17 protein-coding genes and 4 pseudogenes are annotated in these 22618 nt (G+C 72.8%); 10 read left to right on the top strand and 11 right to left on the bottom strand.

Going from position 1 to position 22618, the window contains the following annotated elements:
• Positions 1-228 precede the first annotated feature (228 nt).
• The 3 genes from Phou_RS00520 to Phou_RS00510 all read right to left on the bottom strand — a co-directional run bounded on the left by Phou_RS00520 (position 229) and on the right by Phou_RS00510 (position 4497).
• The gene (locus tag Phou_RS00520; RefSeq protein ID WP_173052531.1) at positions 229-1653 is read right to left on the bottom strand and encodes a M28 family peptidase; all 1425 of its coding nucleotides are present in this window, start codon (positions 1651-1653) and stop codon (positions 229-231) included.
• Between the two features lie 901 nt (positions 1654-2554).
• Positions 2555-3181 carry a ThuA domain-containing protein gene (locus Phou_RS00515; protein ID WP_173052529.1) on the bottom strand — a complete coding sequence of 209 codons (627 nt, stop codon included), beginning with the start codon at positions 3179-3181 and terminating at the stop codon, positions 2555-2557.
• Positions 3178-4497: a radical SAM protein gene (locus Phou_RS00510; protein WP_173052527.1), complete on the bottom strand. Its 1320-nt coding sequence runs from the start codon at positions 4495-4497 to the stop codon at positions 3178-3180. The genes Phou_RS00515 and Phou_RS00510 overlap by 4 nt, the downstream gene beginning before the upstream one ends.
• A 153-nt stretch (positions 4498-4650) precedes the next feature.
• On the opposite strand from Phou_RS00510, the gene Phou_RS00505 reads away from it, so the two are divergent.
• On the top strand, positions 4651-5055 hold the full coding sequence (locus Phou_RS00505) for an SsgA family sporulation/cell division regulator (RefSeq protein WP_173164868.1): 405 nt from the start codon (positions 4651-4653) through the stop codon (positions 5053-5055).
• A 61-nt stretch (positions 5056-5116) separates the two neighbouring features.
• A pseudogene (locus Phou_RS52010) lies at positions 5117-6331 on the top strand (D-alanyl-D-alanine carboxypeptidase family protein); the annotation flags it as partial.
• Between the two features lie 867 nt (positions 6332-7198).
• Here Phou_RS52010 and Phou_RS00495 read toward each other — a convergent pair.
• Positions 7199-8220: pseudogene (locus tag Phou_RS00495) on the bottom strand (aspartate-semialdehyde dehydrogenase).
• A 144-nt stretch (positions 8221-8364) separates the two neighbouring features.
• Between Phou_RS00495 and Phou_RS00490 the strand changes: the two are divergent.
• A pseudogene (locus Phou_RS00490) lies at positions 8365-9320 on the top strand (ATP-binding cassette domain-containing protein).
• Positions 9317-10144, top strand: a complete 828-nt coding sequence (locus Phou_RS00485; RefSeq protein ID WP_173052521.1) for an ABC transporter permease — start codon at positions 9317-9319, stop codon at positions 10142-10144. The pseudogene Phou_RS00490 and the gene Phou_RS00485 overlap by 4 nt, the downstream one beginning before the upstream one ends.
• Positions 10145-10276: 132 nt before the next feature.
• Here the strand turns inward: Phou_RS00485 and Phou_RS00480 are convergent, their stop codons facing one another.
• The 3 genes from Phou_RS00480 to Phou_RS00470 form a co-directional block, all read right to left on the bottom strand.
• Complete coding sequence (locus Phou_RS00480; RefSeq protein ID WP_173052519.1) at positions 10277-10708, bottom strand: Lrp/AsnC family transcriptional regulator; 432 nt, start codon at positions 10706-10708, stop codon at positions 10277-10279.
• Between the two features lie 453 nt (positions 10709-11161).
• Positions 11162-11890, bottom strand: a complete 729-nt coding sequence (locus Phou_RS00475) for a hypothetical protein (protein ID WP_173052517.1) — start codon at positions 11888-11890, stop codon at positions 11162-11164.
• Positions 11830-12102 carry a hypothetical protein gene (locus Phou_RS00470; protein WP_173052515.1) on the bottom strand — a complete coding sequence of 91 codons (273 nt, stop codon included), beginning with the start codon at positions 12100-12102 and terminating at the stop codon, positions 11830-11832. Before Phou_RS00470 ends, Phou_RS00475 begins: the two co-directional genes overlap by 61 nt.
• A gap of 159 nt (positions 12103-12261) precedes the next feature.
• Between Phou_RS00470 and Phou_RS00465 the strand changes: the two genes are divergently transcribed.
• A complete protein-coding gene (locus Phou_RS00465; RefSeq protein ID WP_173052513.1) occupies positions 12262-12573 on the top strand; it encodes a hypothetical protein in 312 nt (103 codons plus the stop codon).
• Position 12574: 1 nt separating this feature from the next.
• On the opposite strand, the gene Phou_RS00460 is transcribed toward Phou_RS00465, so the two are convergent.
• The 4 genes and pseudogenes from Phou_RS00460 to Phou_RS00430 all read right to left on the bottom strand — a co-directional run bounded on the left by Phou_RS00460 (position 12575) and on the right by Phou_RS00430 (position 18219).
• Positions 12575-13759 (bottom strand): low temperature requirement protein A, encoded by a 1185-nt coding sequence (locus Phou_RS00460; protein WP_246273096.1) that lies wholly within the window; start codon positions 13757-13759, stop codon positions 12575-12577.
• Between the two features lie 19 nt (positions 13760-13778).
• Positions 13779-14540 (bottom strand): WD40 repeat domain-containing protein, encoded by a 762-nt coding sequence (locus Phou_RS56140; protein WP_173052511.1) that lies wholly within the window; start codon positions 14538-14540, stop codon positions 13779-13781.
• Positions 14541-14599: 59 nt separating this feature from the next.
• Positions 14600-17185 (bottom strand): annotated as a pseudogene (locus Phou_RS52000) (nSTAND1 domain-containing NTPase); the annotation flags it as partial.
• Positions 17186-17769: 584 nt separating this feature from the next.
• Entirely contained in the window at positions 17770-18219 is a 450-nt protein-coding gene (locus tag Phou_RS00430) for a GNAT family N-acetyltransferase (RefSeq protein ID WP_173052509.1), read from the bottom strand.
• A 65-nt stretch (positions 18220-18284) separates the two neighbouring features.
• On the opposite strand from Phou_RS00430, the gene Phou_RS00425 reads away from it, so the two are divergent.
• From Phou_RS00425 to Phou_RS00405, 5 genes are all read left to right on the top strand, one after another.
• The gene (locus Phou_RS00425; protein WP_173052507.1) at positions 18285-19634 is read left to right on the top strand and encodes an L-fuconate dehydratase; all 1350 of its coding nucleotides are present in this window, start codon (positions 18285-18287) and stop codon (positions 19632-19634) included.
• An 87-nt stretch (positions 19635-19721) separates the two neighbouring features.
• Positions 19722-20375, top strand: a complete 654-nt coding sequence (locus Phou_RS00420; protein WP_246273093.1) for an SDR family NAD(P)-dependent oxidoreductase — start codon at positions 19722-19724, stop codon at positions 20373-20375.
• A 46-nt stretch (positions 20376-20421) separates the two neighbouring features.
• Positions 20422-20778, top strand: coding sequence for an L-rhamnose mutarotase (locus tag Phou_RS00415; RefSeq protein WP_218578569.1), 357 nt, complete (start codon positions 20422-20424; stop codon positions 20776-20778).
• A complete protein-coding gene (locus Phou_RS00410) occupies positions 20775-21752 on the top strand; it encodes an aldo/keto reductase (protein ID WP_173052505.1) in 978 nt (325 codons plus the stop codon). Before Phou_RS00415 ends, Phou_RS00410 begins: the two co-directional genes overlap by 4 nt.
• The gene (locus Phou_RS00405; protein ID WP_173052503.1) at positions 21749-22603 is read left to right on the top strand and encodes an amidohydrolase family protein; all 855 of its coding nucleotides are present in this window, start codon (positions 21749-21751) and stop codon (positions 22601-22603) included. Before Phou_RS00410 ends, Phou_RS00405 begins: the two co-directional genes overlap by 4 nt.
• Positions 22604-22618 lie beyond the last annotated feature (15 nt).

Genomic DNA, 22618 nt, shown 5'->3' with positions numbered 1-22618 from the left:
CATCACCGCGTCCATTGCGTACAGATAGCAATCGATACGTAACACGGCGGTGAATTGCGCGTCATCTTAACGGGCGTCAATGATCTCCACTGGGTTCCCGCAACGAAGAGTGTGGACTGTCGGAAACATGATTCTCGGCGTGAGGGAGAAATGGGTCCGGCCGCGCATTTCGCGCGGCCGGAAAGCACCGAAGAACCTGAACTGACCGAATAGGCGGGAACCGCCCAATCAGCTTGATGCGGGGGTGGGGAAAGCGACCGGACTGCGCAGACCATCGCGGTCCACCGCCCGTACGCCGAAGAAAACGTTGTCCTTCGACAAGTCGATCGTGGCCGTGGTGACGTCGCCGACCGGAATCACGTGTGTCCACTCCGGAGCGGTGGTCTCCCGCCACACCACCTCGTACCCGGCCAGATCCGGGTCCGTGCCACGCTGCCAGCGCAAAGTCGTGTCGTTGGTGAGCGCGGCGGTGAGGATGTTGACGCTCTTGGGTGTGCCCGGGCCGTTGGCCAGCGACCACAATGCGGCGCCGTTGACCTTGGCGACCCGCGTGATGAACCCGAAGTCGCAGAACTCGGGCAGGTCGCCGAACTGCACGCCGTCCTCGACCCGCACATCCTGATGTTGGTGGCGAAAATCTTCGTTCGGCTCGGTGAAGCGGGCCGCGGGGTAACCCTGCTGGAGGTACGAGATGTGGTCGCTTCCACGCAAATAGCGGTCACGGCGATAGATAATGCGCACATTCATTCCAGTCGCGTCGTTTTCTGCGACGTCCTGCACGAAGCGCGCGAGCTGGCGCGATGGCGAATCGTTTTCGCCTCCGACCGATTGGCGCACCGAAGCCTCGGCCGGCGTCTCAGCTGTCGGGACGCCCTCGGCGAAGAGCCGCACCGTGCGCGGGTCGCGGGTGCCGTCGTCGGCGAGGCTGGAGCCGACGATGTCGTTGCTGAACATGCCCTGCACGTCGGCGCCGGCCGCCTTGTACTGGCGGGCCTGGAACCCCGAGCCGAACAGGCCCTGCTCCTCGCCGGCCACTGCGGTGAACACCAGCGTCGCCGCCGGCGGCCGCGTGGCGAAGAGCCGCGCGAGCTCCATCACCACCGCCACGCCGGAGGCGTCGTCGTTGGCGCCGGGCGCGTCGGCGGTCGCGTTGAGGACGTCGGTGACGCGGGAGTCGTAGTGCCCGGAGATCACGTACACCCGCTCGGGCGACGCGGTGCCGCGCAGCGTGGCCACCACATTGGAGATCACGGTCGGCACCGGGATGCGCGGTCCCGGCTCCTGCGTGTACGACTGCTTCTCCACGGTCATGCGCCCGCCGGAGGCCGCCGCGTACCCGCTGAGCTGGTCGAAGATCCAGTCGCGGGCGGCGCCGATCCCGCGGACCGGGTCGTCCTGGCTGGAGAGGGTGTGCCGGGTGCCGAACGCGACGAGGCGGCGCACGGTGGCCTCGATCCGGCGGCGGTCGATGTCGTCGAGCAGCGCCCGCAGCGCGCGGCTCGGCCGTTGGGGGTGGATGGGGCGGCCCGGCCCGGGTGGTGTCCCGTGCCCGCCGGCCGACGCCGGAGCCGCGCCGACGATCAGCGGCACAGCAGCGGCCGCGGACGCGGACGCCATGAAGGCCCGTCGAGATGTTCTCTCATCAATGCCCATGTCTGGATATGCTATGCCGGTTTGCGCTGATCATGACGGTCCGTCGCGGCCGCGTTAGACCGTCGGGCTCGCGCGCCGACCTTCCCGACCTGCGCTGCCGGGATCCGCCGCTCTGTCACCGTCGGTGAGTGGCACAACCTTCGAGATCTAGTGGAGTTGTGGCGCCATTTCAACGCCTCGACTTTCGGAGTTGGGTTTGCTTCCCTGCGACAGCTTCCGTGTCTTCCCGGCTCGCGGTGTCTCCGCCGCGTTAGCCGGTTTACGGGCTATGGCATTGACCAGGCAGGATGCAAGATCCAGCTGTCTGATCTTCCACTACCTGCGCTTCTGGAGATCTTTTCGAGGCGGGAGTGCGGGAGGCTGCTCTCGTCGCGGTCTGTGACTGTCGATCAGGTGCAGGCGGTGTGAGCGTCGAGATCTTGGTGAGTTTGCGCATTATTTCGACGCCAACTTGCCAAGATCTGCTGGAGCGGGCTCCTGGTTTGAGCTGGGCGACCGCGGAGCGTGAGGCGCCTACCGTGGGTATAGCGGCAGCTCACATCTAACTGGGGGTCGGACTCGTGGAGAAGGCTCACCCGGCCGTGAAAGGACTCCAGACGACGAAGAACTCCGAAAGTCGAGGACACTGACGGCCGGGCGTCGGTATTCAGCTGAGGATCACCGATGGCACCGTGGCGGTTCCGGGGCCTCCGCCTGACCAACCCCAAGGTCGACGAAACGCGAGGCGCTCGCCGTGGACAAGGGCCACCGCGACGGGCGAGAACCCCGCCCACCCTGATCGCAGACGAACCGCCTATTGCGGTGACCACTAACGTTTCTGGGCCTGCCCGCTGGGCGGGCGGACCCAGAAACCCTGCGCCTGGCAGGGCCTGGTTCGCCGGGGAACCCGGCGAGCCATAGATTAGTGGCCGGTCACCCAGCGGAGCGCGTTCGACAGGTGCTCACGGAAAGCCGGCTCCACATACGACTCCGCCGTATGCCCCAGCGCCGTATAAAACGACCGCCCGCCGAACCGCTCGTGGCACCAGGCCAGCGGGTGGTCCGCGCCCATCCCACCGCCGTCGTACGTGGCCTCGTCCACCCGCAACAGCACACGAGCGGCGGGGCGGGAGCGGAAGTCGTACCACTCGTCGACACACTCCCACCGCGCCGGCAGATGCGCCGTCGCCGGGTGATCAGGATCGGACACGACGATCGTCGCGGGCTGCACGGCCGGGTGCTTGTCGAACCACGCCCCGACGAGCTCGCCATAGAACGGCCAGCCGTACTCGGTCGCGGCCGCCGAGTGCACGCCGAGGAAGCCGCCGCCGCCCCGCACGTACGCCTCCAGCGCCGCGCGGCCGGCGTCGGTGAGCACCTCGCCGTTGGTGTTCATGAAGACGACGGCGTCGACGCCGGCGAGGTCCTCCAGCGCTCCCGGCTCCTCCGTGGCCACCACGGCGGGGTGCAGCTCGCGCATGGCCTGCACGCCGGCCGGGATCGACTCGTGCCGGTAGCCCGTCGTCCGCGAGAAGACCAGGACGGTCACGCCGAGACGGGCGCGTCGGCGGGCAGCGTGTCCATGAACGAGCTCACCGAGAACACCGCGTTCCCGGCGCCGGGCGGGCCGTACCCCGGCGGGCTGGAAAGGCCGTTGGCCTCCATCGTCGCGCGGTACGCCTCCAGCAGCCGGATGTGGTACTCCAACGGCGCGCCCTGCGGGTTTGTGCGGCCGAGCGGCGTGGTCGGTTCCGGACACCACGTGGTGAAGCGGGGGAGGATGCCGCGGGACATGAAGTACTGCAGGCCCTCCGTCGTGGAGTCAATCGCCTCGTCCACGGTCGTGAAGCCGAAGGGCTCGGCCATCTCGATGCCGGCCACGAAGTTGGGGATCACGTTGCGCGGCCCGAAGACCTCGGCCGACTCGAGGATGCGGCGGTGCCACTCCTCGCGGCCCACGTAGCGCTCCTTGCCGGGGCAGTAGAGCTCGAAGAGGCGCTTGTCCCACACCTCGTAGTTGGGGTGGTAGATCTGCACGCCGTAGTCGCGGAAGCGCTGCACATCGGCCCGGGGCAGCGCCTGCGCCACCACCTTGCCGATCCACCGGCCGGGGAAGCGCTCCTCGATCGCCTTCGCGTACCGCCCGTAGAAGTCGGCCTCCGCCAGGCCGTCCACCTTGGACGTCACGCTGCCGCCGGTGAGCGTGTACGCGTGCGAGGTGCCGGCCGTGTCGTACCGGTCGATGATCGCCAGCGCCTCGAGCACCTCGTCGACCGGCTTGACGCCCGTGTAGGGGCGCCCCGCCGCCTTGTGCTGCCGCCAGTTGTGGTTGATGTCGCAGTACTGGCACTCTTCCTTGGCGCCGAAGTACTGGCACACCCGGAACACCGTCAGATAAATCAGGTAGCCCCACTGGATCGTGGGCGCGACCTCCATGACCGACTTGCCGTTCGCCAGCGTGTGGCGGTAGTAGTCCGGCATCGGAGGCAACCCGACGTCCGCGATGGGCCGCCCGTCGAGGTGGAGGCGCGCCACGCCGTCGTCACCCGCCATCACTCGGTACGGGCTGTCGGGATTGACCCGCACGGACACGACGGTGCGACGCAGTCCGTACGGCCCGCCGGTGAGCACGACCTCCTCCGGCGGGCGGCGCAGTGCGGCCGCGCCAAGCTCGGGGAGGGTGCGGTGGTCGAAGGAGAAGATGAAGTACGACTTCGGCTTGACCTCGCCGCCGTCGCCGTCGGTGAGCACCGAGTCATCGAAGGCCATGCCCCCGCGGAGCAGATCTTCCTTGAGCACCGCCTCCCGCGGGATGTGCGGGAACCTACCCATGAGGTCTTCGACAAGATCCGTGCGCGTCCGCATGACCCCAAGACTGCCACCTCGCCCGGCATGCCCGTGCGATCATCCGCCCCGCGTGTGCCCCCGATCACGCTGTGCTTTACCCAGGTGTCTTTTCGGATTCAACCGAAGCGCGGTTGCCAACGTACATATAAGGTCTTCGACGAGGAGGATGGGTTGGCGACGAAGCGCTCGGCATGGCAGCTCCTGGAGGGCCATGCGTACTCGGCGACGGTGGACGGCAGGGTCAGCGTCGGGCTCGGCTATGCGGCGGACGATCCGTACGCGGTCCATCTGATCGTCAGTGCCGACGCCACAGCCGCATCGTGCTGGGTGTTTGCGCGTGACCTGCTGATCGCCGGCCTCACCGGCACGGCGGGGCAGGGCGACGTGCTGGTCGGGCTCCAGCCCGGCGGCACGGTGGTGAGCGTCGTGCTGCGCAATGGGCGCGACGTGCTCGGCATAGACCTGCCGCGGCTGCCGCTGTGCCGGTTCGCGGCAGACATGCTGGCGATCGTGCCGCGCGGCAGCGAGGCGGGTCACGTCGACCTGGACGCCGAGCTGCGCTCGCTCCTCGCCTGATTGACGACTCAGCTTTCGCTGGGGGATGCGTCGGCTCGGCTGTTTGGCTAGCCTGTTCGCGATGAACGGACGGGGTCTGGCGGCGGCATTGGTGGGCTCGGTGCTGGCGGCGGCACCCGTTGTGGTGTTCGGGCCCGCGCCGGCCGCGGCCGCGCCCGTCGTGCCGTGTCCCACCGAAAAGCTGTCGCCGCCCCCGCAGCGCCCGCCGAAGCCGAAGGCGCCCGCGCTCGACCCCGCGCACGCGCAGGTCGGTGGCGAGGCGCTGGCCACGAGCGGCCTCGCCATCCCCGACGGCGCCGCCGCACCGCCGAAGCTCACCGCCAGCACGTGGCTCGTCGCCGACCTCGACACGGGGCAGGTGCTGGGCGGGTGCAACCCGCACGGGTACGAGACGCCGGCGAGCGTCCAGAAGGTGCTGCTCGCCGCCACGATGATCCCCAAGCTCGACCCCAAGCAGGTCGTCCAGGTGACCCGCGACGACCTCAAGATCGAGCGGGGCAGCTCGGCGGTGGGCCTGCTGGAGGGCGGCAAGTACCCGATCGAGACCCTCTGGTACGGCCTGCTCTTCGACTCCGGCAACGACGCGGCCAACGTGCTCGCCCGCGTCGGCGGCGGCGACAAGGGACAGCCGGGCGGCGTCGCGATGATGAACGCCGAGGCCCGCCACCTCGGCGCCCTCCAGACCCACGCGGTCACGCCGTCCGGGCTCGACGGGCCGGGCCAGTTCACCAGCGCGTACGACCTGGTGCTGATCGCCCGCGCGGCGTTCGGGCTGCCCGACTTCCGCAAGTACGTGGCGACGAGGACCGCCAAGATCCCGCCGCAGCCGCCCAAGGACCCGCGCGGCTTCCAGATCCAGAACGACAACGGGCTGCTGCAGAAGTACCCCGGCGCGCTCGGCGGCAAGAGTGGCTTCACGACGCTGGCCCGCCACTCGTTCGTCGGGGCTGCCAAGCGCGGCAACCGTACGCTGGTCGCCGCCGTGCTCGGCGCCGAGGCGCGGCCGATCCGCGCCTCCGAGCAGACCGCGAAGCTGCTCGACTGGGGCTTCGCCCTCCCGGCCGACGCCTCGGTCGGCAGGCTCGTCGAGCCCGGCGAGCTGGACGTGAAGCCCACCCCGCCCGCCGACCAGCCCGCCGCCGACGGCGCCGCCCGCCCCTCCGACAGCCTGCCCGGCTCGTCCCCGGCCGCGGTGATCGGCCTGACCGTCGCCGTCGCGGCCGTCGCCCTGGTCATCCTGCTGGCCACGACCCGCCGCCGCGCGGTGGTCCGCGCCCGCCGCGCCGCCCTCGCCGAACGCCGCGCCGCCACCCCGCGCGCCCGCCCCACCGCCGACCATCCCGCCCCGCGGCGCACGCCCAGCCCCCGCCACCCGACGGACGAACGCCTCTGGTCGCCCGACGACACCGCCCCACCCTTCGACCCCCGCGGTGGGCCCGGTGCGAGCGCGCCGCCGTCCGCTCGCGGTAGGCCCGCTTTCGACGGCACGCCGGATGGCCGCCGCCGGGACGCCGGTCGTGGTGGTCCTGCTTTCGACGGCGCGCCGGAGGGCCGCCGGGACGCTGGTCGTGGTGGGCCCGCTTCCGACGGCACGCTGGATGGTCGTCGCCGGCCGGTTCGTGACGATGTGCCGGACGCCGGTCGTGGTGCCGGCGCGGCGCGGGACGGGCGTCGCGGCGCGAGCCGGGATCAGCGGGCGGACGGCCGCCGGACCACGGAGCGCCGGCGCGCGCCGGGCCGTGGGGAGGTTTCGGACGGTGTGTACCGCCCGGTCGACCCGCAGCCCCATGAGCCGGGACCGCGCCGCGGACCGCGCCCGCCCTCGGGTCCGCGCCCGGCTACCGGCTACGGCGCGCCGGACGACTACTACCCGCCGCCCGCCACCGACCGCCCAACCCGGCCGGACACCCGCCCGCGCGGCGGCGACGGCCGTGCGCCCGAGCACCGCACGCGCGGCGACCGGCCGGTGCCCAGCCAGCGCGACGGGCGCACCGAGCGCCGGCGCGGGGCGGACGGCTTCCCGCCATCCGACCTTTACGCGCCGGGCGATCCCCGACCTCGCCCCCGCCGCGACGACGGCTGGCGCTGACTCCCGTTCCCGCGTCGCCGCCGCCGGATCGTGGTAACCCCTGCGCGGACGCTGTCAGAGTGTCTTGGCGACCAGCTCGGCGATCTGGACGGCGTTGAGCGCGGCACCCTTGCGGAGGTTGTCGCTGGAGCAGAAGAACGACAGGCCGTGCTCCACCGTCTCGTCCGCGCGGATGCGTCCCACGAACGTCGGGTCCTTGCCGGCCGCCTGCAGCGGGGTGGGCACGTCGGACAGCTCGACGCCGGGCGCGGTGGCGAGCAGCTCGCGGGCGCGCGCGGGGGTGAGCGGCGCGGCGAAGCGGGCGTTGACCTGGAGCGAGTGCCCCGTGTACACCGGCACGCGCACGCACGTCCCGGCCACCTTCAGCCCGGGGATGCCGAGGATCTTGCGGCTCTCGTTGCGGAGCTTCTGCTCCTCGTCGGTCTCCTCGGAGCCGTCGTCGACGACCGAGCCGGCGAGCGGGAGCACGTTGAAGGCGATCGGGCGCGCGTACAGCCGGGGGCCGGGATCTGCACGGCCTCGCCGTCGAACGCCAGCTCCGTGGCGCGGTCGGCGACCTTGCGCACCTGCTCGTCCAGCTCGGCGACGCCGTTGAGGCCGCTGCCGGAGACCGCCTGGTACGTGGCCACCACCATGCTGACCAGCCCGGCCTCCGCGTGCAGCGGGCGCAGGACCGGCATCGCGGCCATCGTGGTGCAGTTGGGGTTGGCGATGATGCCCTTGGGACGGTTTGCGGCGGCGTCGGGGTTGACCTCCGAGACGACGAGGGGTACCTCCGGGTCCATCCGCCACGCCGAGGAGTTGTCGATCACGACCGCGCCGGCGTCGGCCACGCGCGGGGCCAGCTCCTTCGACGTGCCCTTGCCGGCGGAGAAGAGCACGATGTCGAGCCCCTCGTAGTCGGCCGTGGCCGCGTCCTCCACCGTCACCTGCGTGTCGCCCCACGGCAGTGGGCGGCCGGCGGAGCGGGCCGAGGCGAAGAGGCGGAGTCGATCCACGGGGAAGGCACGCTCGGACAGCACCCGCCGCATGACGCCACCGACCTGGCCGGTGGCGCCGACAATCCCGATCTGCATGGCCGACACGCTACCCGGAACAGATATCGGAAGTACCGATGAATTCCCAGGGTGTGGGCCGTCTTACCCACGACCGCGCGGGTGAAATGGGCCGCGAAATGTCGGGGGATGCGGCACGATGGGGCCGTTCCGGAAGGGGTGATGATGGAAATCGCGATCGAGGCAGAGGGCCTCGTCAAAAAATACGGCGCTGTGGTGGCGCTCGATGGCTTGGATCTTTCGGTTCCGCAGGGCACCGTGATGGGACTGCTGGGGCCTAACGGGGCGGGTAAGACTACCGCGGTGCGCGTGTTCACGACGCTGCTCAAGCCCGACGCCGGGCGGGCGCGTGTCGCCGGCCTCGACGTGGTCGCCGACGCCCGCCGCCTCCGCGGCATGATCGGCCTCTCGGGGCAGTATGCGGCGGTCGACGAGCACCTCACCGGCTTCGAAAACCTCGACATGGTCGGTCGGCTCTACGGCTTCACCGGCAAGGCAAGCCGCGAGCGGGCGCGCGAGCTGCTCACCCGCTTCGACCTGGACGACGCGGCCGACCGCCCCGTAAAGGGGTATTCGGGGGCATGCGGCGTCGCCTCGACCTCGCCGGGGCGCTGGTCGCGCAGCCGCCGGTGCTCTTCCTCGACGAGCCGACCACCGGCCTCGACCCGCGCAGCCGCCTCGGCATGTGGGACGTCATCTCCGAGCTCGTCGCGGCCGGGAGCACGCTGCTGCTGACCACGCAGTACCTGGAGGAGGCCGACCACCTGGCCAGCCGGATCGCGGTGATCGACCACGGCAAGGTGATCGCGCTCGGCACCTCCGACGACCTGAAAAACCAGGTGGGTGGCGAGCGGCTCGAGCTGACGGTCAGCACGCCCGCCGACATCGACAGCGCCCGCTCCGCGCTCTCCTCGCTCGCGTCGGGCGAGATCAGCGTCGACGAGCCGGCCCGCCGCCTCACGGTCCCGGTCACCGGTGGCGCGTCCGCGCTGATGGAGAGCCTGCGGCGGCTCGACGCCGAGGCGGTCAAGGTGCTCGACGTGGGGCTGCGGCGCCCGAGCCTCGACGACGTGTTCCTGACGCTGACCGGCCACGCCGCCGAGGAGGAGAAGGCATCATGACGACGCCGACGTTCGCGATGGCCAACCCGACGTTCAAGGCCTTCCGCGACGGCCTCACGGTCGCGCGGCGCAATCTCATCAAGATCAAGCGTGTGCCCGACCTGCTGGTCTTCTCCACGCTGTCGCCCATCATGTTCGTGCTGCTGTTCGCATATGTGTTCGGCAGCGCGATCGAGGTGCCCGGCGTCTCCTACCGGGAGTACCTGATGGCCGGCATCTTCACCCAGACCGTCCTGTTCGGATCGACGCTCACCGGCTACGGCCTGGCCGACGACATCCAGAAGGGCATCGTCGACCGCTTCCGCTCGCTGCCGATGGCCCGTTCCGCGCTGCTGGTGGGCCGCACCACCAGCGACCTGGTCAACAACGTCATCGTCATCATCGTGATGTCGCTGACCGGCCTGATCGTCGGCTGGCGCATCCACTCCTCCCCGCTGGAGGCACTGGGCGGCTTCGCGCTGCTGCTGCTGTTCGCGTACGCGTTCTCGTGGGTGTTCGCGGTCGTGGGCCTCTCGGTGCGCAGCCCCGAGGTGGTCAACAACGCCAGCTTCATCTTCATCTTCCCGCTGACGTTCATCGCCAACACCTTCGTGGGCGTGACGGACCTGCCCGGGCCGCTGAAGACCTTCGCCGAGTGGAACCCGGTGTCCGCCGTGACCCAGGCCGCCCGCGAGCTGTTCGGCAACACCAACCCCGCCGTCCCCGCCCCTGACGCCTGGCCCTTGCAGCACCCGGTCGTCACAAGCCTGGCGTGGGTCGTGGTCCTCCTGCTGATCTCGGTCCCCCTGGCGGTAAACCGCTACAAGAAGGCCGCCTCCCGCTAGCCCGGCCCCGCGTTTCCCGCGGCTTCGCGGCGACGCCGCGGCGACCTTCGCGGTGACCTTCGCGGTTGATCAGGGAGTTGGTGGGCGTGTCGTGCGGCGCGCCGTCCCACCAGCTCCCTGGTCAACGCCGTCTTAGGGGTCGACGGGTCGCCAGGACAGCGGCGTGGAGAGGACCATCGTGCTGGACGGCTGCCCGTAGGGTGCCAGCCGGTCGATGACCGCCTCGAACTCCTCCATCGCGCCCGTGGCGACCTTCAGGATGCAGCAGGCATCGCCGGTGACGCGGTGGATCTCGAGCACCTCCGGCCAGCCGGCCACGTCGGGGTCGCGGAGCACGCACCGCGAGCCGTAGCAGGACATGCGGATGACGGCGACCACGTGGCGGCCGGCCTTCGCCAGGTCCACGTGGGCGTGGTAGCCCGTCACCACGCCGATGCGCTCCAGCCGCCGCACCCGCTCGGCCACCGCGGGCGGGGAGAGGTGCACGCGGCGGGACAGCTCGCTGTACGACAGCCGGGCGTCCCGCTGCAGCTCGCGCAGGAGCGCCCAGTCCATCTCATCCACCGCCACCAGACTATGCCCTGTCCTGGGAAATCCCCGCCGGCCTGCGCCGACGCCGGACGACCGGCTGCTGTGGGCCCGGCCGACCGGCTGCGCCGAGCCCGGACGACCGGGTGAGCAGGGCCGGTCGACGCGCGGCTGCGCCGGACCCGGGCGACGACCGGTAGGCGCTCGCCGGCCGCCCGAGCACCGCCCGGCAAGACTGATCTGAAAGCGAAGCCCGGGCGTTGCGCACGCAGCTCAAGCGTGGCCAGCCACGACGGGCGCCGCACGCTACCCGGCACGGCCTGCACCGGCATCAGCCCACCAGCCAGCCAACCCCGCCGCTACGACCGCGACCGGCCCGATGAGCTGATCCAACGTCGAGAGACGAGCGCGCGAGGGTGATCACCGCCCATGCCCGTTTCACCAAGCGCCACCGACCAACACCGCGCCCACCCACGACCAACCGACCGCCTACGGCTCGTCGATCAGCCGGATCAGCCGCGGACCGGCCTGGGCGAGCAGCCGACCCGCACCATCCGGCGCGGGGAGCAGGACGCGGTTGCACCCATCAAGTTCGACATACACCTCGGCCCCTTCGGCCGATGGTGGCCGCAGCACCGCGAACCGTTCCGCCGTGCGCGTGCATTCACCCGCCGGTCCCGCGGCCGCCAGCGCGCGCCCGATCGCGGTGCGGCGCTCGCCGCGGTCCACGAGCTCGCCCCGCACGAACTGGCCGGTGTCCGCGCCCACCCGGTACACGCAGATCCGGACCTCGTCGCCCACCAGGTCGGCGCCGCGGCCGGGGCGGGCGGTGGGTGCGTCGATCGCGATCATGTTCTTCCAGTCCTGGGCGCAGCCGGCGGCGGCCGCGCCGGCCGACTCGAGCTCGCGCACCACGGTGTCGGCGACGCGGGTGAGTGGCAGCGCGGCGAACGCCTCGGCCGCCTCGCGCCGCGCGTTGCCGCACTCGTCCAGCGGGGCGCGCGGCCGCACGGATCGCCCGCCCGCGTCGTGCAGGGCGAACCACCCCACGCTGCGGCGCAGCATCGTCCGGCACGCGCCGCGGGTCGCGTCGAGGTCGGGGAGGCGAAGCGCGGCGGTCAGCTCGGCCACGCGGTCGCCGCGCAGTTCGACGGTGATCAGGTCGAGTCCGCCGTCCGCGCGGCGACGGGTCTCGTCGCGGCAGACGGTGACGGCCACGGGGAGAAGTCCGCGGCGAGGCGGGGCGCGCCGTCCGGCACCGCGAGGTCCGCGGGGCACGCGATCCCCGCGGGGGTCGCCGCGGGTGGCGCGGCCGCCTTGTCCGCGCCGGGCGACCCCAGCACCGCGGCGGTGCCGGCCGCGAGGGACACCGCGAGCACCGCCGCGGCGACGACAAATGTGGTACGCCCGACGCGCCGCCGCCCAGCCATGGCGACACCCGCTTCCGGGGCGATATCGATGCCGGCCTGTCCAGTCACACCGCCTTAGGCGTCGCAAACGGGCGTGAGGTTCCGCGGCGAGGCGTCGGGCGCACGCGATCTTCCCTTGGGGGCGATGACTACTACGCCTGGTAGTATTACAGTGTGGGCGTGTCGATCGACGGTGGATGTTGGCACGACGACCTGGCGGACCGCGTGGAGCTGATCGTGCGGGCCGAGCGGGAGCGGCTCGCACGGCGCCGGCCCGACCTCGACCCCGCCGACCTCGCGGCGGTGGAGGACACCCTCTGGCGCATCGCCGACCACCTGCTGCTGCGCCGCGCCCGCCAGTCCACGGTGGACCCGGTGGCCGCCGCGCGGCTCTGGGACGTGCCGGTGCGCATGCCGGCCGACCACCCCGCCGCCGTGGCGGGACGGCCTGCGGCGCGTGTGCCGCGCGCCCGGGAAGCCCCCGCGGCCTGAGCTACCCGGCCTCCACCGGCCTGCGCTCCCGGTGACCGGCCGCCACCGTCACCGCCACCAGCGCGGCCACCACGACCGCGACCACCGGCACCGGCGCGGGGGTGAGCGGCGCGAGCAGCACCAGGACGGCTGTGACCGGGTACGCCGCGACGATCAACCCGTGCTGGTGCGGGCGCGCGTGCAGGAACCAGACGCTGGCCAGGTACACGGCGACCGGCACCGCCACCGCGTAGCCCGCCGCGACGCCGCCCAGGTGCGCCTTGTGCGTCTCGTAGTCGACCGCCACCGCGAGCCCGGCGCCGACAGCGGCCGCCGACGCGAAGATCAGATAGTGGCCGTAACCCCAGCGGAGGGCGACGCGCATGGACGTGAGCAGGCCGCTGGCCGGGCGGTCGAAGTAGAGCCACCACATCGCGAACACGATCACCACGCCGCCGCCCGCCACCCACAGCAGCCCGGCCAGTTCCTCGTGCGCGTCGACCGCGCTCTGCACCGCGATGCTGGCGGCCAGCACGGACTCGCCGAGCACGATGATGGTGAACAGGCCGTACCGCTCGGCGATGTGCTCCGGGTGCCACGTCGTCTCCGCCACCCGCTCGGCCCAGATCGGCACCGCGAGCTCGGCCAGCACCAGCAGTACGAGGCCGGGCACGAGCAGCTCGTCCGGCAGCATCAGGCGCAGCACCCAGCCCACCTGCACGAGCGTGATGCCGATCGCGTACCGCCGGCCGCACGCGCGCCGCCCCGGCTCCACGTCGGTGCGGGCGACGCGCAGCCACTGCGCGACCATGGCGAGCCGCATGATGACGTACCCGATCGTGATGATCGTGAAGTCGGCGTCGATGAAGGCGCGCGGCACGCCGGCCGCCAGCACCAGCGCGCCGGCGACCTGCACGAGCGTCGTGAGCCGGTACACGTCGTCGTCGGTGTCGTAGGCGGAGGCGAACCAGGTGAAGTTCATCCAGGCCCACCAGATCGCGAAGAACACCATCAGGTAGCTCGGCATCGCGTGCCACACGTGGTCCTCGGCGACCTCGTGGTGCAGCTCGCCGGCCGCCTGCGCCACCGCGACCACGAAACACAGGTCGAAGAAGAGCTCGAGCGGCGTCGACGCCCGGTGCGGCTCGTGGGGCTGGCGGGCCACCATCGGCTGGTACCAGGGCCGCCGTGCAGACGTGTGCGTCACGGGCTAAACGATAAGGTCATCATCCCGCGGCGAGTGCGGCTACGTGCTCGATCGGCGCGCAGACCACGCACCGCCACAGCCGCACGGTGCCGTCGTCGTGGGTGGTGACGAGCCGGTCGCCGCTCGGGGCGAACGCCACCTGCTCCACCGACGCGGCGAAGCCGGGGAACGTCACCGGCTCGCCCTCCTCCGTCGCCCGCCAGATCCGCAGCGTGCCGTCCTGCCCGGTGCCGGCTATCCAGCGGCCGTCCGGGCTGTACGCCACGTTCCACACGAAGCCCTGGTGCCCGCGCAGCACGAGCGGCGCCGCGGCGGGGCGCTCGGTGGACCAGACGCGCACCGTCCCGTCACTGCCGGAGCTGGCCAGATGCCGCCCGTCCGGGCTGTAGGCGACCGCCCACACGAGGCCGTTGTGCCCGCGCAGCACCACCGGTTCGGTGGGGCCGTCCGGGTCCCAGATGCGGACCGTGCCGTCCATGCCGGCGGTCGCCACGCGCCGGCCGTCCGGGCTCCACGCCAGGTGCCGCGGCTGCTCCGCGTCCGCCCGCCAGGTGCGCGTGGCCGGCCCGCCGGCCGCGTCCCAGATGCGGACCGTGCCGTCCTTGCTCGCGCTGGCCAGGCGCCGGCCGTCGGGGCTGAAGACGGCGAGCCACGCCACGTCGGTGTGCCCGCGCAGCACCACCGGGGGCGCGTCGCCGGCCAGGTCCCACACCCGGATCGTGGTGTCGCGGCTCGCGCTGGACACCCGGCGGCCGTCCGGGCTGACCGCGAGGCCGAGCACCTCCTGGGTGTGTCCCCGCAGCGGGGAGCGGGCGTGCCGTCGGCCGCCCAGACCCGCACCGTGCCGTCCGCGCCGCCGCTGACCACGCGCGCGCCGCTCGGGGTGAACGCGGCCGCCCACACCGCGCCCTCGTGCCCGCGCAGGATCAGCGGGTCGCCGGGGCCGCGCGGGTCCCAGAGGCGGACGGTGCCGTCGCCGCCGGCGCTGGCCAGCCGCGAGCCGTCCGGGCTGAACGTCACCGACCACACCGTGCCCTGGTGGCCGCGGAGGGTGACGGCGGGGCCGCCGGCCGAGTTCCACACCCGGACCGTGCGGTCGTCGCTGCCGGTGGCGACCCAGTGGCCGTCCGGGCTGACCGCGACGGACTCCACCGTGCCCTGGTGGCCGCGGAGCACCACCGCAGTGCCACCGCGCAGCGGCCACACCCGCGCGGTGCCGTCCGTGCTGGCGCTGGCCAGGCGCGCGCCGTCGGCGGTGAAGGCGACGCTCTTGACCGGGTCCTCGTGTCCTCTCAGGACGGTCAGCTGCCGCCGCGCCGGCACGTCCCAGAGCCGCACCGTGCCGTCGGTGCCGCCGCTGGCCAGGCGCCGCCCATCCGGTGCGAACGCGACGCCGAGCGCGGGGCCGTCGTGCCCGCGCAGCACCAGCGGCTTCGTGCCCGGCGCGGCGGTGTCCCACACGCGTACCGTGCCGTCTTCGCCCGCGCTCGCCAGCCACCGCCCGTCCGGCGCGAACGCGACCGACCACACCTGTCCACTGTGTCCGGTGAGTACCGCCAGCGTGTTGCGGCGCCGCGCGTCCCAGATCCGGATCGTGCCCTCGACGCTCCCCGCCGCGAGCCGCGCGCCGTCCCGGCTGAAGACCGGCGCCCACGCCTGCTGGTGGAAGCCGTGGTAGTAGACGGGTGCGCCCACGACACCGTCGCCGGACCGGTCCCAGACGCGCACCAGACCATCCACATCGGACGAGGCGAGCCGCCGCCCGTCCGCGCTGAAGGCGACCCCGATCGCCTGCTGGCTACCCACTGGCAGCACGGCGCGGGCCAGCCGGTCGGCCACCGCCTGGCGCAGCGCCATGTCGGTCTCGTTGGACGGGTTCAGCGCGTACGCCCGGCGGGCCAGGTCGAGCGCCTGCTCCGGGTCGAGCCGCGCCTCGCTGCGCGCCTCGGCGATGAGCTGCCGGGAGACGGCGATGTCGCGCTCTGTGTCGGCCCGGCGCGCCTGCACGAACCCGACCGCGGCGAGCAGGCTCACCACCGCGACCGCCGCCGTCAGCGCCGCGAGCGCGAGCCGGGTGCGGCGGCGGGCGGCGGACCGCTCCCGCGCCAGCTGGCGGCGGCTGGCGGCGAGGAAGGCCCGCTCGGTGTTGTTCAGGCCCGCCTCGTCGCGCCCGTCCCACGCGTCCAGCCGCGCGCCGCGGTACAGCGCGCCGTCGTCGTGCCCCTGCCGCTCCCACTCCAGGGCGGCGTCGGTGAGCCGGCGGTGCGCCCGCAGCGCCTCCCGGTCCTCGGCCAGCCAGCCCTGCAGCCGCGGCCAGCTGCGGATCAGCGCCTCGTGCGCGACCGTCACCCGCTGCTCGTCGCGGGTGATCAGGCGGGCCTCGGTCAGCTCGGCCAGCACCGCGCCGAGCGCGGCCGCGTCGGGGCCGTCGAGCAGCTCGCCGGGGGTGGCGTGCCGCCGGGTGTCCTCGGTGCCCTCGCCGAACGCGGTCAGCCGCAGGAAGACGTCACGCGCCAGGCGCTGCCGGTCGGGGTCGAACCCGCCGTACACCCGCTCGGCCGTCTGCGCGATCGCACCGGTCACCCCGCCGCCGGCCAGGTAGCCGGCGAGGGTCAGCGCGCCGGCGCGGCGCCGCCGCCAGGTCTCCAGCATCGCGTGCGACAGCAGCGGGAGCGCGCCGGCCTGGCCGCGCGCGTCGGCCACCGCCGCCTCCACCAGCGCCGCCTCCACCTTCAGGCCCGCGCTGCGCCCCGGGCCCGCGACCACCCGGCGCAGGTCGTCGTCGCCCATCGGCCCGACCAGGACCTGGCGGTCGCGGAGGGCTTCCACCAGCACGGGGTACGCCGCACACCGCGCGTAGAAGTCGGCCCGCGCGCCGATCACCACGCGGGCGGCGGGCTCGGCCGTGATCGTCATCACCAGGTCGATGAACGTGGCCCGCTCCCGCTCGTCGGCGCAGAGCGTGAAGACCTCCTCGAACTGGTCGACGACCAGCAGGAGCCGTGCCTCCTCCGGCCGGCCGGCAAGCGCCTCCCGGACAGCCGCCCGGACCGCGTCGGCGTCGGTGTCCGCGCCGCCGAGCCGCTCCACCAGCTCCTTGACCGGCGTCGCACCGGGGGTCAGCAGGACCGTCACCCAGTCCTTCGGGACGGCGGGGATCAGGCCGGCCCGCAGCAGCGACGACTTTCCGGCGCCGGAGGGTGCGAACACCGCGAGGAACGGCGCGGCGGCGATGCGGTCGCGCAGCTCCGCCACGAGCTGCTCGCGGCCGAAGAAGCGCTCCGCGTCACGCGCCTCGAAGGCGGAAAGTCCGAGGTAGGGCGCCTCCTCGTCGCCCTCGCCGCCCGCCGTGGCGAGCCCGAGGTCGGCGGCGAGCGCCCGCCACCGCTCCTCCCACGCCTCGGCGTCGCCGCCGCACGCCCGCACGTACGCCAACGTGACCGCCAGCGTCGGCAGCACGTCGCCGCCCGCCGCCTCGGAGAGCGCGGTCACCGAGAAGCGCGCGCGCCGGGCCAGCTCCCGGTAGCTCGGCCGCCCGGCCGCGGCACGCAGCTCGCGCAGGTCGAGCGCGAACCGCGCCAGCGGCCCGCCGTCTGGATCGATCTCCCGCTCCGGCCGTCCCACGGCGCTCCCCCGATGCGACGCGGCTTTTGTTTGTCCAGCGCGACAAGGCGTTTCTGGACAACTAGCCGGCGACTATACACATCGGCGAACGGCATTTCCGGCCCCGGAATCGGGCCGCGGATGCAGGCATTTTCGAAACGGTGGAGGAACACGATGGACCGGCTGCTGTCCGCCCAGCACGCGACGTTTCCAGGCGACTCCCAGGAGGCGATGCGGAAGGATCTTTCCGCCTAGCTCCTGCGCTGCCCAAGGGGCCGGCCGACACGGGGCCGCCGGACCTTTCGGCACGCGAGGGGGGTTTTGTTCTCGACCGGCACCACCGCGCGCGGTGAGGCCGCGGGAGCAACGGTCCGGACCACGACGGACGTCGCGGCAGCTCAAAAAGGCTAAGGGTTGGTGATCGATCCAGCGTAGTCGTAGCGGATGAAGCCGGTGAAGCGCGCGATCTTGTCGTAGAGCGCGCGTGCCGTGGTGTTGTCCTGTTTCGTCGTCCAGTAGAGGCGGGCCGCGCCGCGCTCGCGCGCCCGCTGCGCGACGTGCTCGATCAGCGCGCGGGCCGCGCCCTTGCCGCGGGTCGACTCGTCGACGAAGAGGTCCTGCAGGTAGCAGTAGTCGGGCTGCCAGATCGTCGCGTGGAACAGGTAGTGCGCGATCCCGACCAACCGGCCGTCCAGCCACGCGCCGGCGCCGTGCAGGTCTTCCGGGCCGAGCAGGCGGCGCCAGGTCTGGGCGTACCCCTCGTCGGGCACCGGCGTCTCGTAGAACGCCTTGTAACCGCGGGCCAGGACCTCCCAGGCGGCGCGGTCCTCGGGTCGCAGCTGGCCGATGGTGATCATCGCGGCCACTATCCCACAGCCGCGCGCCCTTGTGCCGGCTCCGGGGACTGGTAAACATCCGATGTATGAGGATCGTCGCGCTGGACACTTTCGACATCCGGTTTCCGACATCCCGGGAGCTGGACGGCTCTGACGCGATGAACCCCGATCCTGACTACTCCGCCGCCTACGTGGTGCTGCGCACCGACGCGGGGGACGGCCACGAGGGGCACGGCTTCGCGTTCACCATCGGCCGGGGCAACGACGTGCAGTCGGCGGCGATCAAGGCGCTGGCGCCGTACCTGGTCGACCGGGACCTGGACGGCACGCTCGACGACCTGGGCGGCGTGTGGCGGGAGCTGGTGCACGACTCGCAGCTGCGCTGGCTGGGCCCGGAGAAGGGCGTGATCCACATGGCGGTCGCCGCCGTGATCAACGCGCTCTGGGACCTCAAGGCGAAGCGCGCCGGCCTGCCGCTGTGGCAGCTGCTGGCCCGCATGTCGCCCGAGGAGCTGGTCGAGCTGGTCGACTTCCGGTACCTGAGCGACGCGCTCACCCCCGACGAGGCCCTTTCGATCCTGCGCCGCGCCGAGCCGGGGCGGGCCGAGCGGGAAAAGTCGCTGCTCGCCTCCGGGTTCCCCGCCTACACGACGTCGCCGGGCTGGCTGGGATACGACGACGACAAGCTGCGCCGCCTCTGCAAGGAGGCCGTCGAGCAGGGCTTCACGCAGGTCAAGCTCAAGGTCGGCGACGACCTCGCGGACGACGTGCGGCGCATGCGGATCGCCCGCGACGTGTGCGGACCCGACGTGCGCATCGCCATCGACGCCAACCAGCGGTGGGACGTGGGGCCCGCGGTGGAGTGGGTGCGGGCGCTGGCGGAGTTCGATCCGTGGTGGGTGGAGGAGCCCACCAGCCCCGACGACGTGCTCGGCCACGCCACGATCGCCCGCCAGATCGCGCCGATCGGGGTGGCGACCGGCGAGCACGTGCAGAACAGGGTGATGTTCAAGCAGCTGCTCCAGCTCGGCGCCGTGTCGTACGTGCAGATCGACGCGGCCCGGGTCGCCGGCGTGAACGAGAACGTGGCGATCCTGCTGCTGGCCGCCAAGTACGGCGTGCCGGTCTGCCCGCACGCCGGCGGGGTGGGGCTGTGCGAGCTGGTCCAGCATCTGTCCATGTTCGACTTCGTGGCGGTGTCGGCGAGCATGGACGACCGCGTGATCGAGTACGTGGACCACCTGCACGAACACTTCGCCGATCCGGTCGTCGTGCGGGACGGCCGGTACGTCACGCCGACAGCGCCTGGATTCAGCGCTACGATGCGGCCGGAGACACTGGCAACTTACGCTTTCCCGGACGGTCCAATGTGGAAATCACCAGACGACAACGCTCCGCTTCGCTCCACGTTGACGCCGGGGCCTGGAAGTGAATGACTTCGGCGGCTTGAAGGCGGTGGTCACCGGCGGCGCGTCCGGCATCGGGCTGGCGACGGCCCGGCTGCTCGCCGCCCGGGGGCCCGCGTGGCCTGCCTCGACCTCAAGCCGGAGGGGCTCCCCGAGCCCCTGCTGGGATTCGGCTCCGACGTGCGCGACGACACGTCGGTGCGCGCCGGGGTCGCCGCGGCGGCGGACGCGCTGGGCGGCCTCGACGTGCTTGTCAACAACGCCGGGATCGGCGCGCAGGGGACCGTCGAGACCAACCCGGACGAGGAGTGGCTGCGCGTCCTCGACGTCAACGTGGTCGGCATCGTGCGGGTCACCCGGGCGGCGCTGCCGCACCTGCGCGCGTCCGAGCACGCCGCGATCGTCAACACCTGCTCGATCGCGGCCACCGCCGGCCTGCCCGCGCGGGCGCTCTACAGCGCCAGCAAGGGTGCCGTGCAGTCGCTGACCCTGGCCATGGCCGCCGACCACGTGCGCGAGGGCATCCGGGTCAACTGCGTCAACCCCGGCACCGTCGACACGCCGTGGGTGCGCCGCCTGCTCGACACCTCCGCCGATCCGGAGGCCGAGCTCGCCGCGCTGCGTGCCCGCCAGCCCACGGGACGCCTGGTCAGCGCCGAGGAGGTGGCCGCCGCTATCGCGTACCTGGCCAGCCCGGCCGCCGGCGCCACCACCGGCACCGTCCTCGCCGTCGACGGCGGGATGCAGGGCCTGCGGCTGCGGCAGCCCTAAGCGTCGCCGCGACGTCGCGGCGACCACAAACATCGGAGGATCCGCCGTGAGCGATCTTGCGCGCGAACCATCAGGCACCACCGGACGGCCGTTCCAACGTATTGCGCTCCACACCCGGCTGAAGGCGGGCAAGGAAAGCGAGTACGAGGAGGTCCACGCGACGATCCCGGCGGAGCTCGACGCCGCGCTGCGGGAGGCCGGCGTCCACACCTGGCGGATCTGGCGCGACGGCCGCGACCTGTTCCACGTGGTCGAGGTCGAGGACTACCGGAAGATGCGCGACACCCTCCGCGACCACCCGGCAAACGTGCCGTGGCAGGCCCGCATGGCCGAGCTCCTCGACGTCGAGGACGACTACTCCGGCACCGACTCGGGGATCAAGCTGGTCTGGGAGCTGCCGTGACACTCGCGCTCGGCCGGCTGGGCCTGGGCTGCGCCCAGCTCGGCAACCTCTACCACGAGATCGACGACGCCACCGCCGCCCGCACCGTCGCCGCCGCCTGGGACGCAGGCGTCCGCTACTTCGACACCGCCCCGCACTACGGGCTCGGCCTCTCCGAGCGCCGTCTGGGCGCCGCCGTCCGCACTTTCCCCCGCGCCGAGTACGTGCTCAGCACCAAGGTCGGCCGCCGCCTCGTGCCCGACCCGGGAGGCGCCGGCCGCCGCGACAGCGAGGGCTTCGCGGTGCCCGCCGACCAGCGCCGGGTGTGGGACTTCACCGCCGACGGGGTACGCCGCACGCTCGACAGCAGCCTCGCCCGCCTCGGCCTCGACTGGGTGGACCTCGTGCTCGTCCACGACCCCGAGGACCACATGCCGGCGGCCCTCGACGAGGCGTACCCGGCCCTCGCCGAGCTGCGCGCCCAGGGCGTGGTGCGGGCGGTCGGCGTGGGCAGCAAGCGGTGGGACGCGCTGCATCGCTTCGCCCGCGACACCGACGTCGACTTCGTGATGATCGCCGGCCGGTACACGCTGCTCGAACAGCCGGCCCTCGACACGCTGCTGCCGGAGTGCGAGCGGCGCGGGGTGGGCGCGGTGATCGCCGGCGTCTTCAACAGCGGGCTGCTCGCCGAGGACCGGCCGCACGAGGGCCTGCCGTACGAGTACGAGGCCGCTCCGTCCACTGTGCTCGACCGCGCCCGCGCGCTCGCCGCCGTCTGCGCGCGGCACGGCACGTCGCTGCCGGCCGCGGCCATCGCCTTCGCGGCCGCGCACCCCGCGGTGGCGTGCGTCGTGGTGGGGGCGCAGGACCCCGACCAGGTGCGCCGCAACGCCGCCCTCGCCGACGCCGACCCGCCGCCGAAGGAGCTGTGGGCCGACCTCGTCGCCGAGGGCCTGCTCCGCCCCGACGCACCGGTGCCGGGCGGTGTGGCATGACGGTCGTGGACGCGCACCACCACCTCTGGGGCGCCGACCAGGGGTACACGTGGCTGGACGAGCCCGCGCTGGCACCGATCCGCCACACGTTCGGCCCCGGCGACCTGGCCGCCGCGGTCGAGGGCAGCGGCGTGGCCCGCACCGTGCTGGTCGAGGGCGGGCGCTGCGACACCGCCGAGGCCGAGCTGCTGCTCGGGTACGCGCGGACCTCGCCGCTCATCGCCGGCGTGGTCGCGTGGGCCGACCCGGAGGACCCGGCGCTCGCCGACACGATCGCCGGCTACCGCGCACTGCCCGGCGGCGAGCGGCTGGCCGGCATCCGGGCGCAGGTGCAGGGGGAGTCGGACCCGGGTTACCTGGACCGGGCCGGGGTGCGCCGCGGGCTGCGTACCATCGCGGCTGCCGGACTCCCCTTCGACCTGGTGCTGCGGGCGGACCAGCTCACCGCGGCGGCCCGCCTCGCCGGCGACCTGCCGGAGGTCAGCCTCGTGCTCGACCACCTCGGCAAGCCGCCGATCGTGGAGGGCGCCGCCGGCTTCGCGCGGTGGCGCGGCCCGCTGGCCGCCCTCGCCGCACACCCCAACGTGACCGCGAAGCTCTCCGGCCTGGTCACCGAGGCCGACTGGAGCGCGTGGACGGTGGGAGACCTCTGCCCGTACGTGGCGGTGGCGGTGGACGCCTTCGGACCCGATCGGGTGATGTTCGGCTCGGACTGGCCGGTGTGCCTGCTCGCCGCCTCCTACGAGCGGGTCAAGGACGCGCTGGCCGACGCGCTGCCGCCGCTGTCACCGGCCGAGCGGGACGCGGTGTTCGGCGGAACGGCCCTCCGGACGTACGATCTACGACCGTAGCCCCGGAGGAGGCGA

The sequence above is a fragment of the Phytohabitans houttuyneae genome (assembly GCF_011764425.1).
In the GTDB taxonomy this organism is placed as follows: domain Bacteria; phylum Actinomycetota; class Actinomycetes; order Mycobacteriales; family Micromonosporaceae; genus Phytohabitans; species Phytohabitans houttuyneae.
This window is presented reverse-complemented; position numbering and strand designations above follow the sequence as displayed.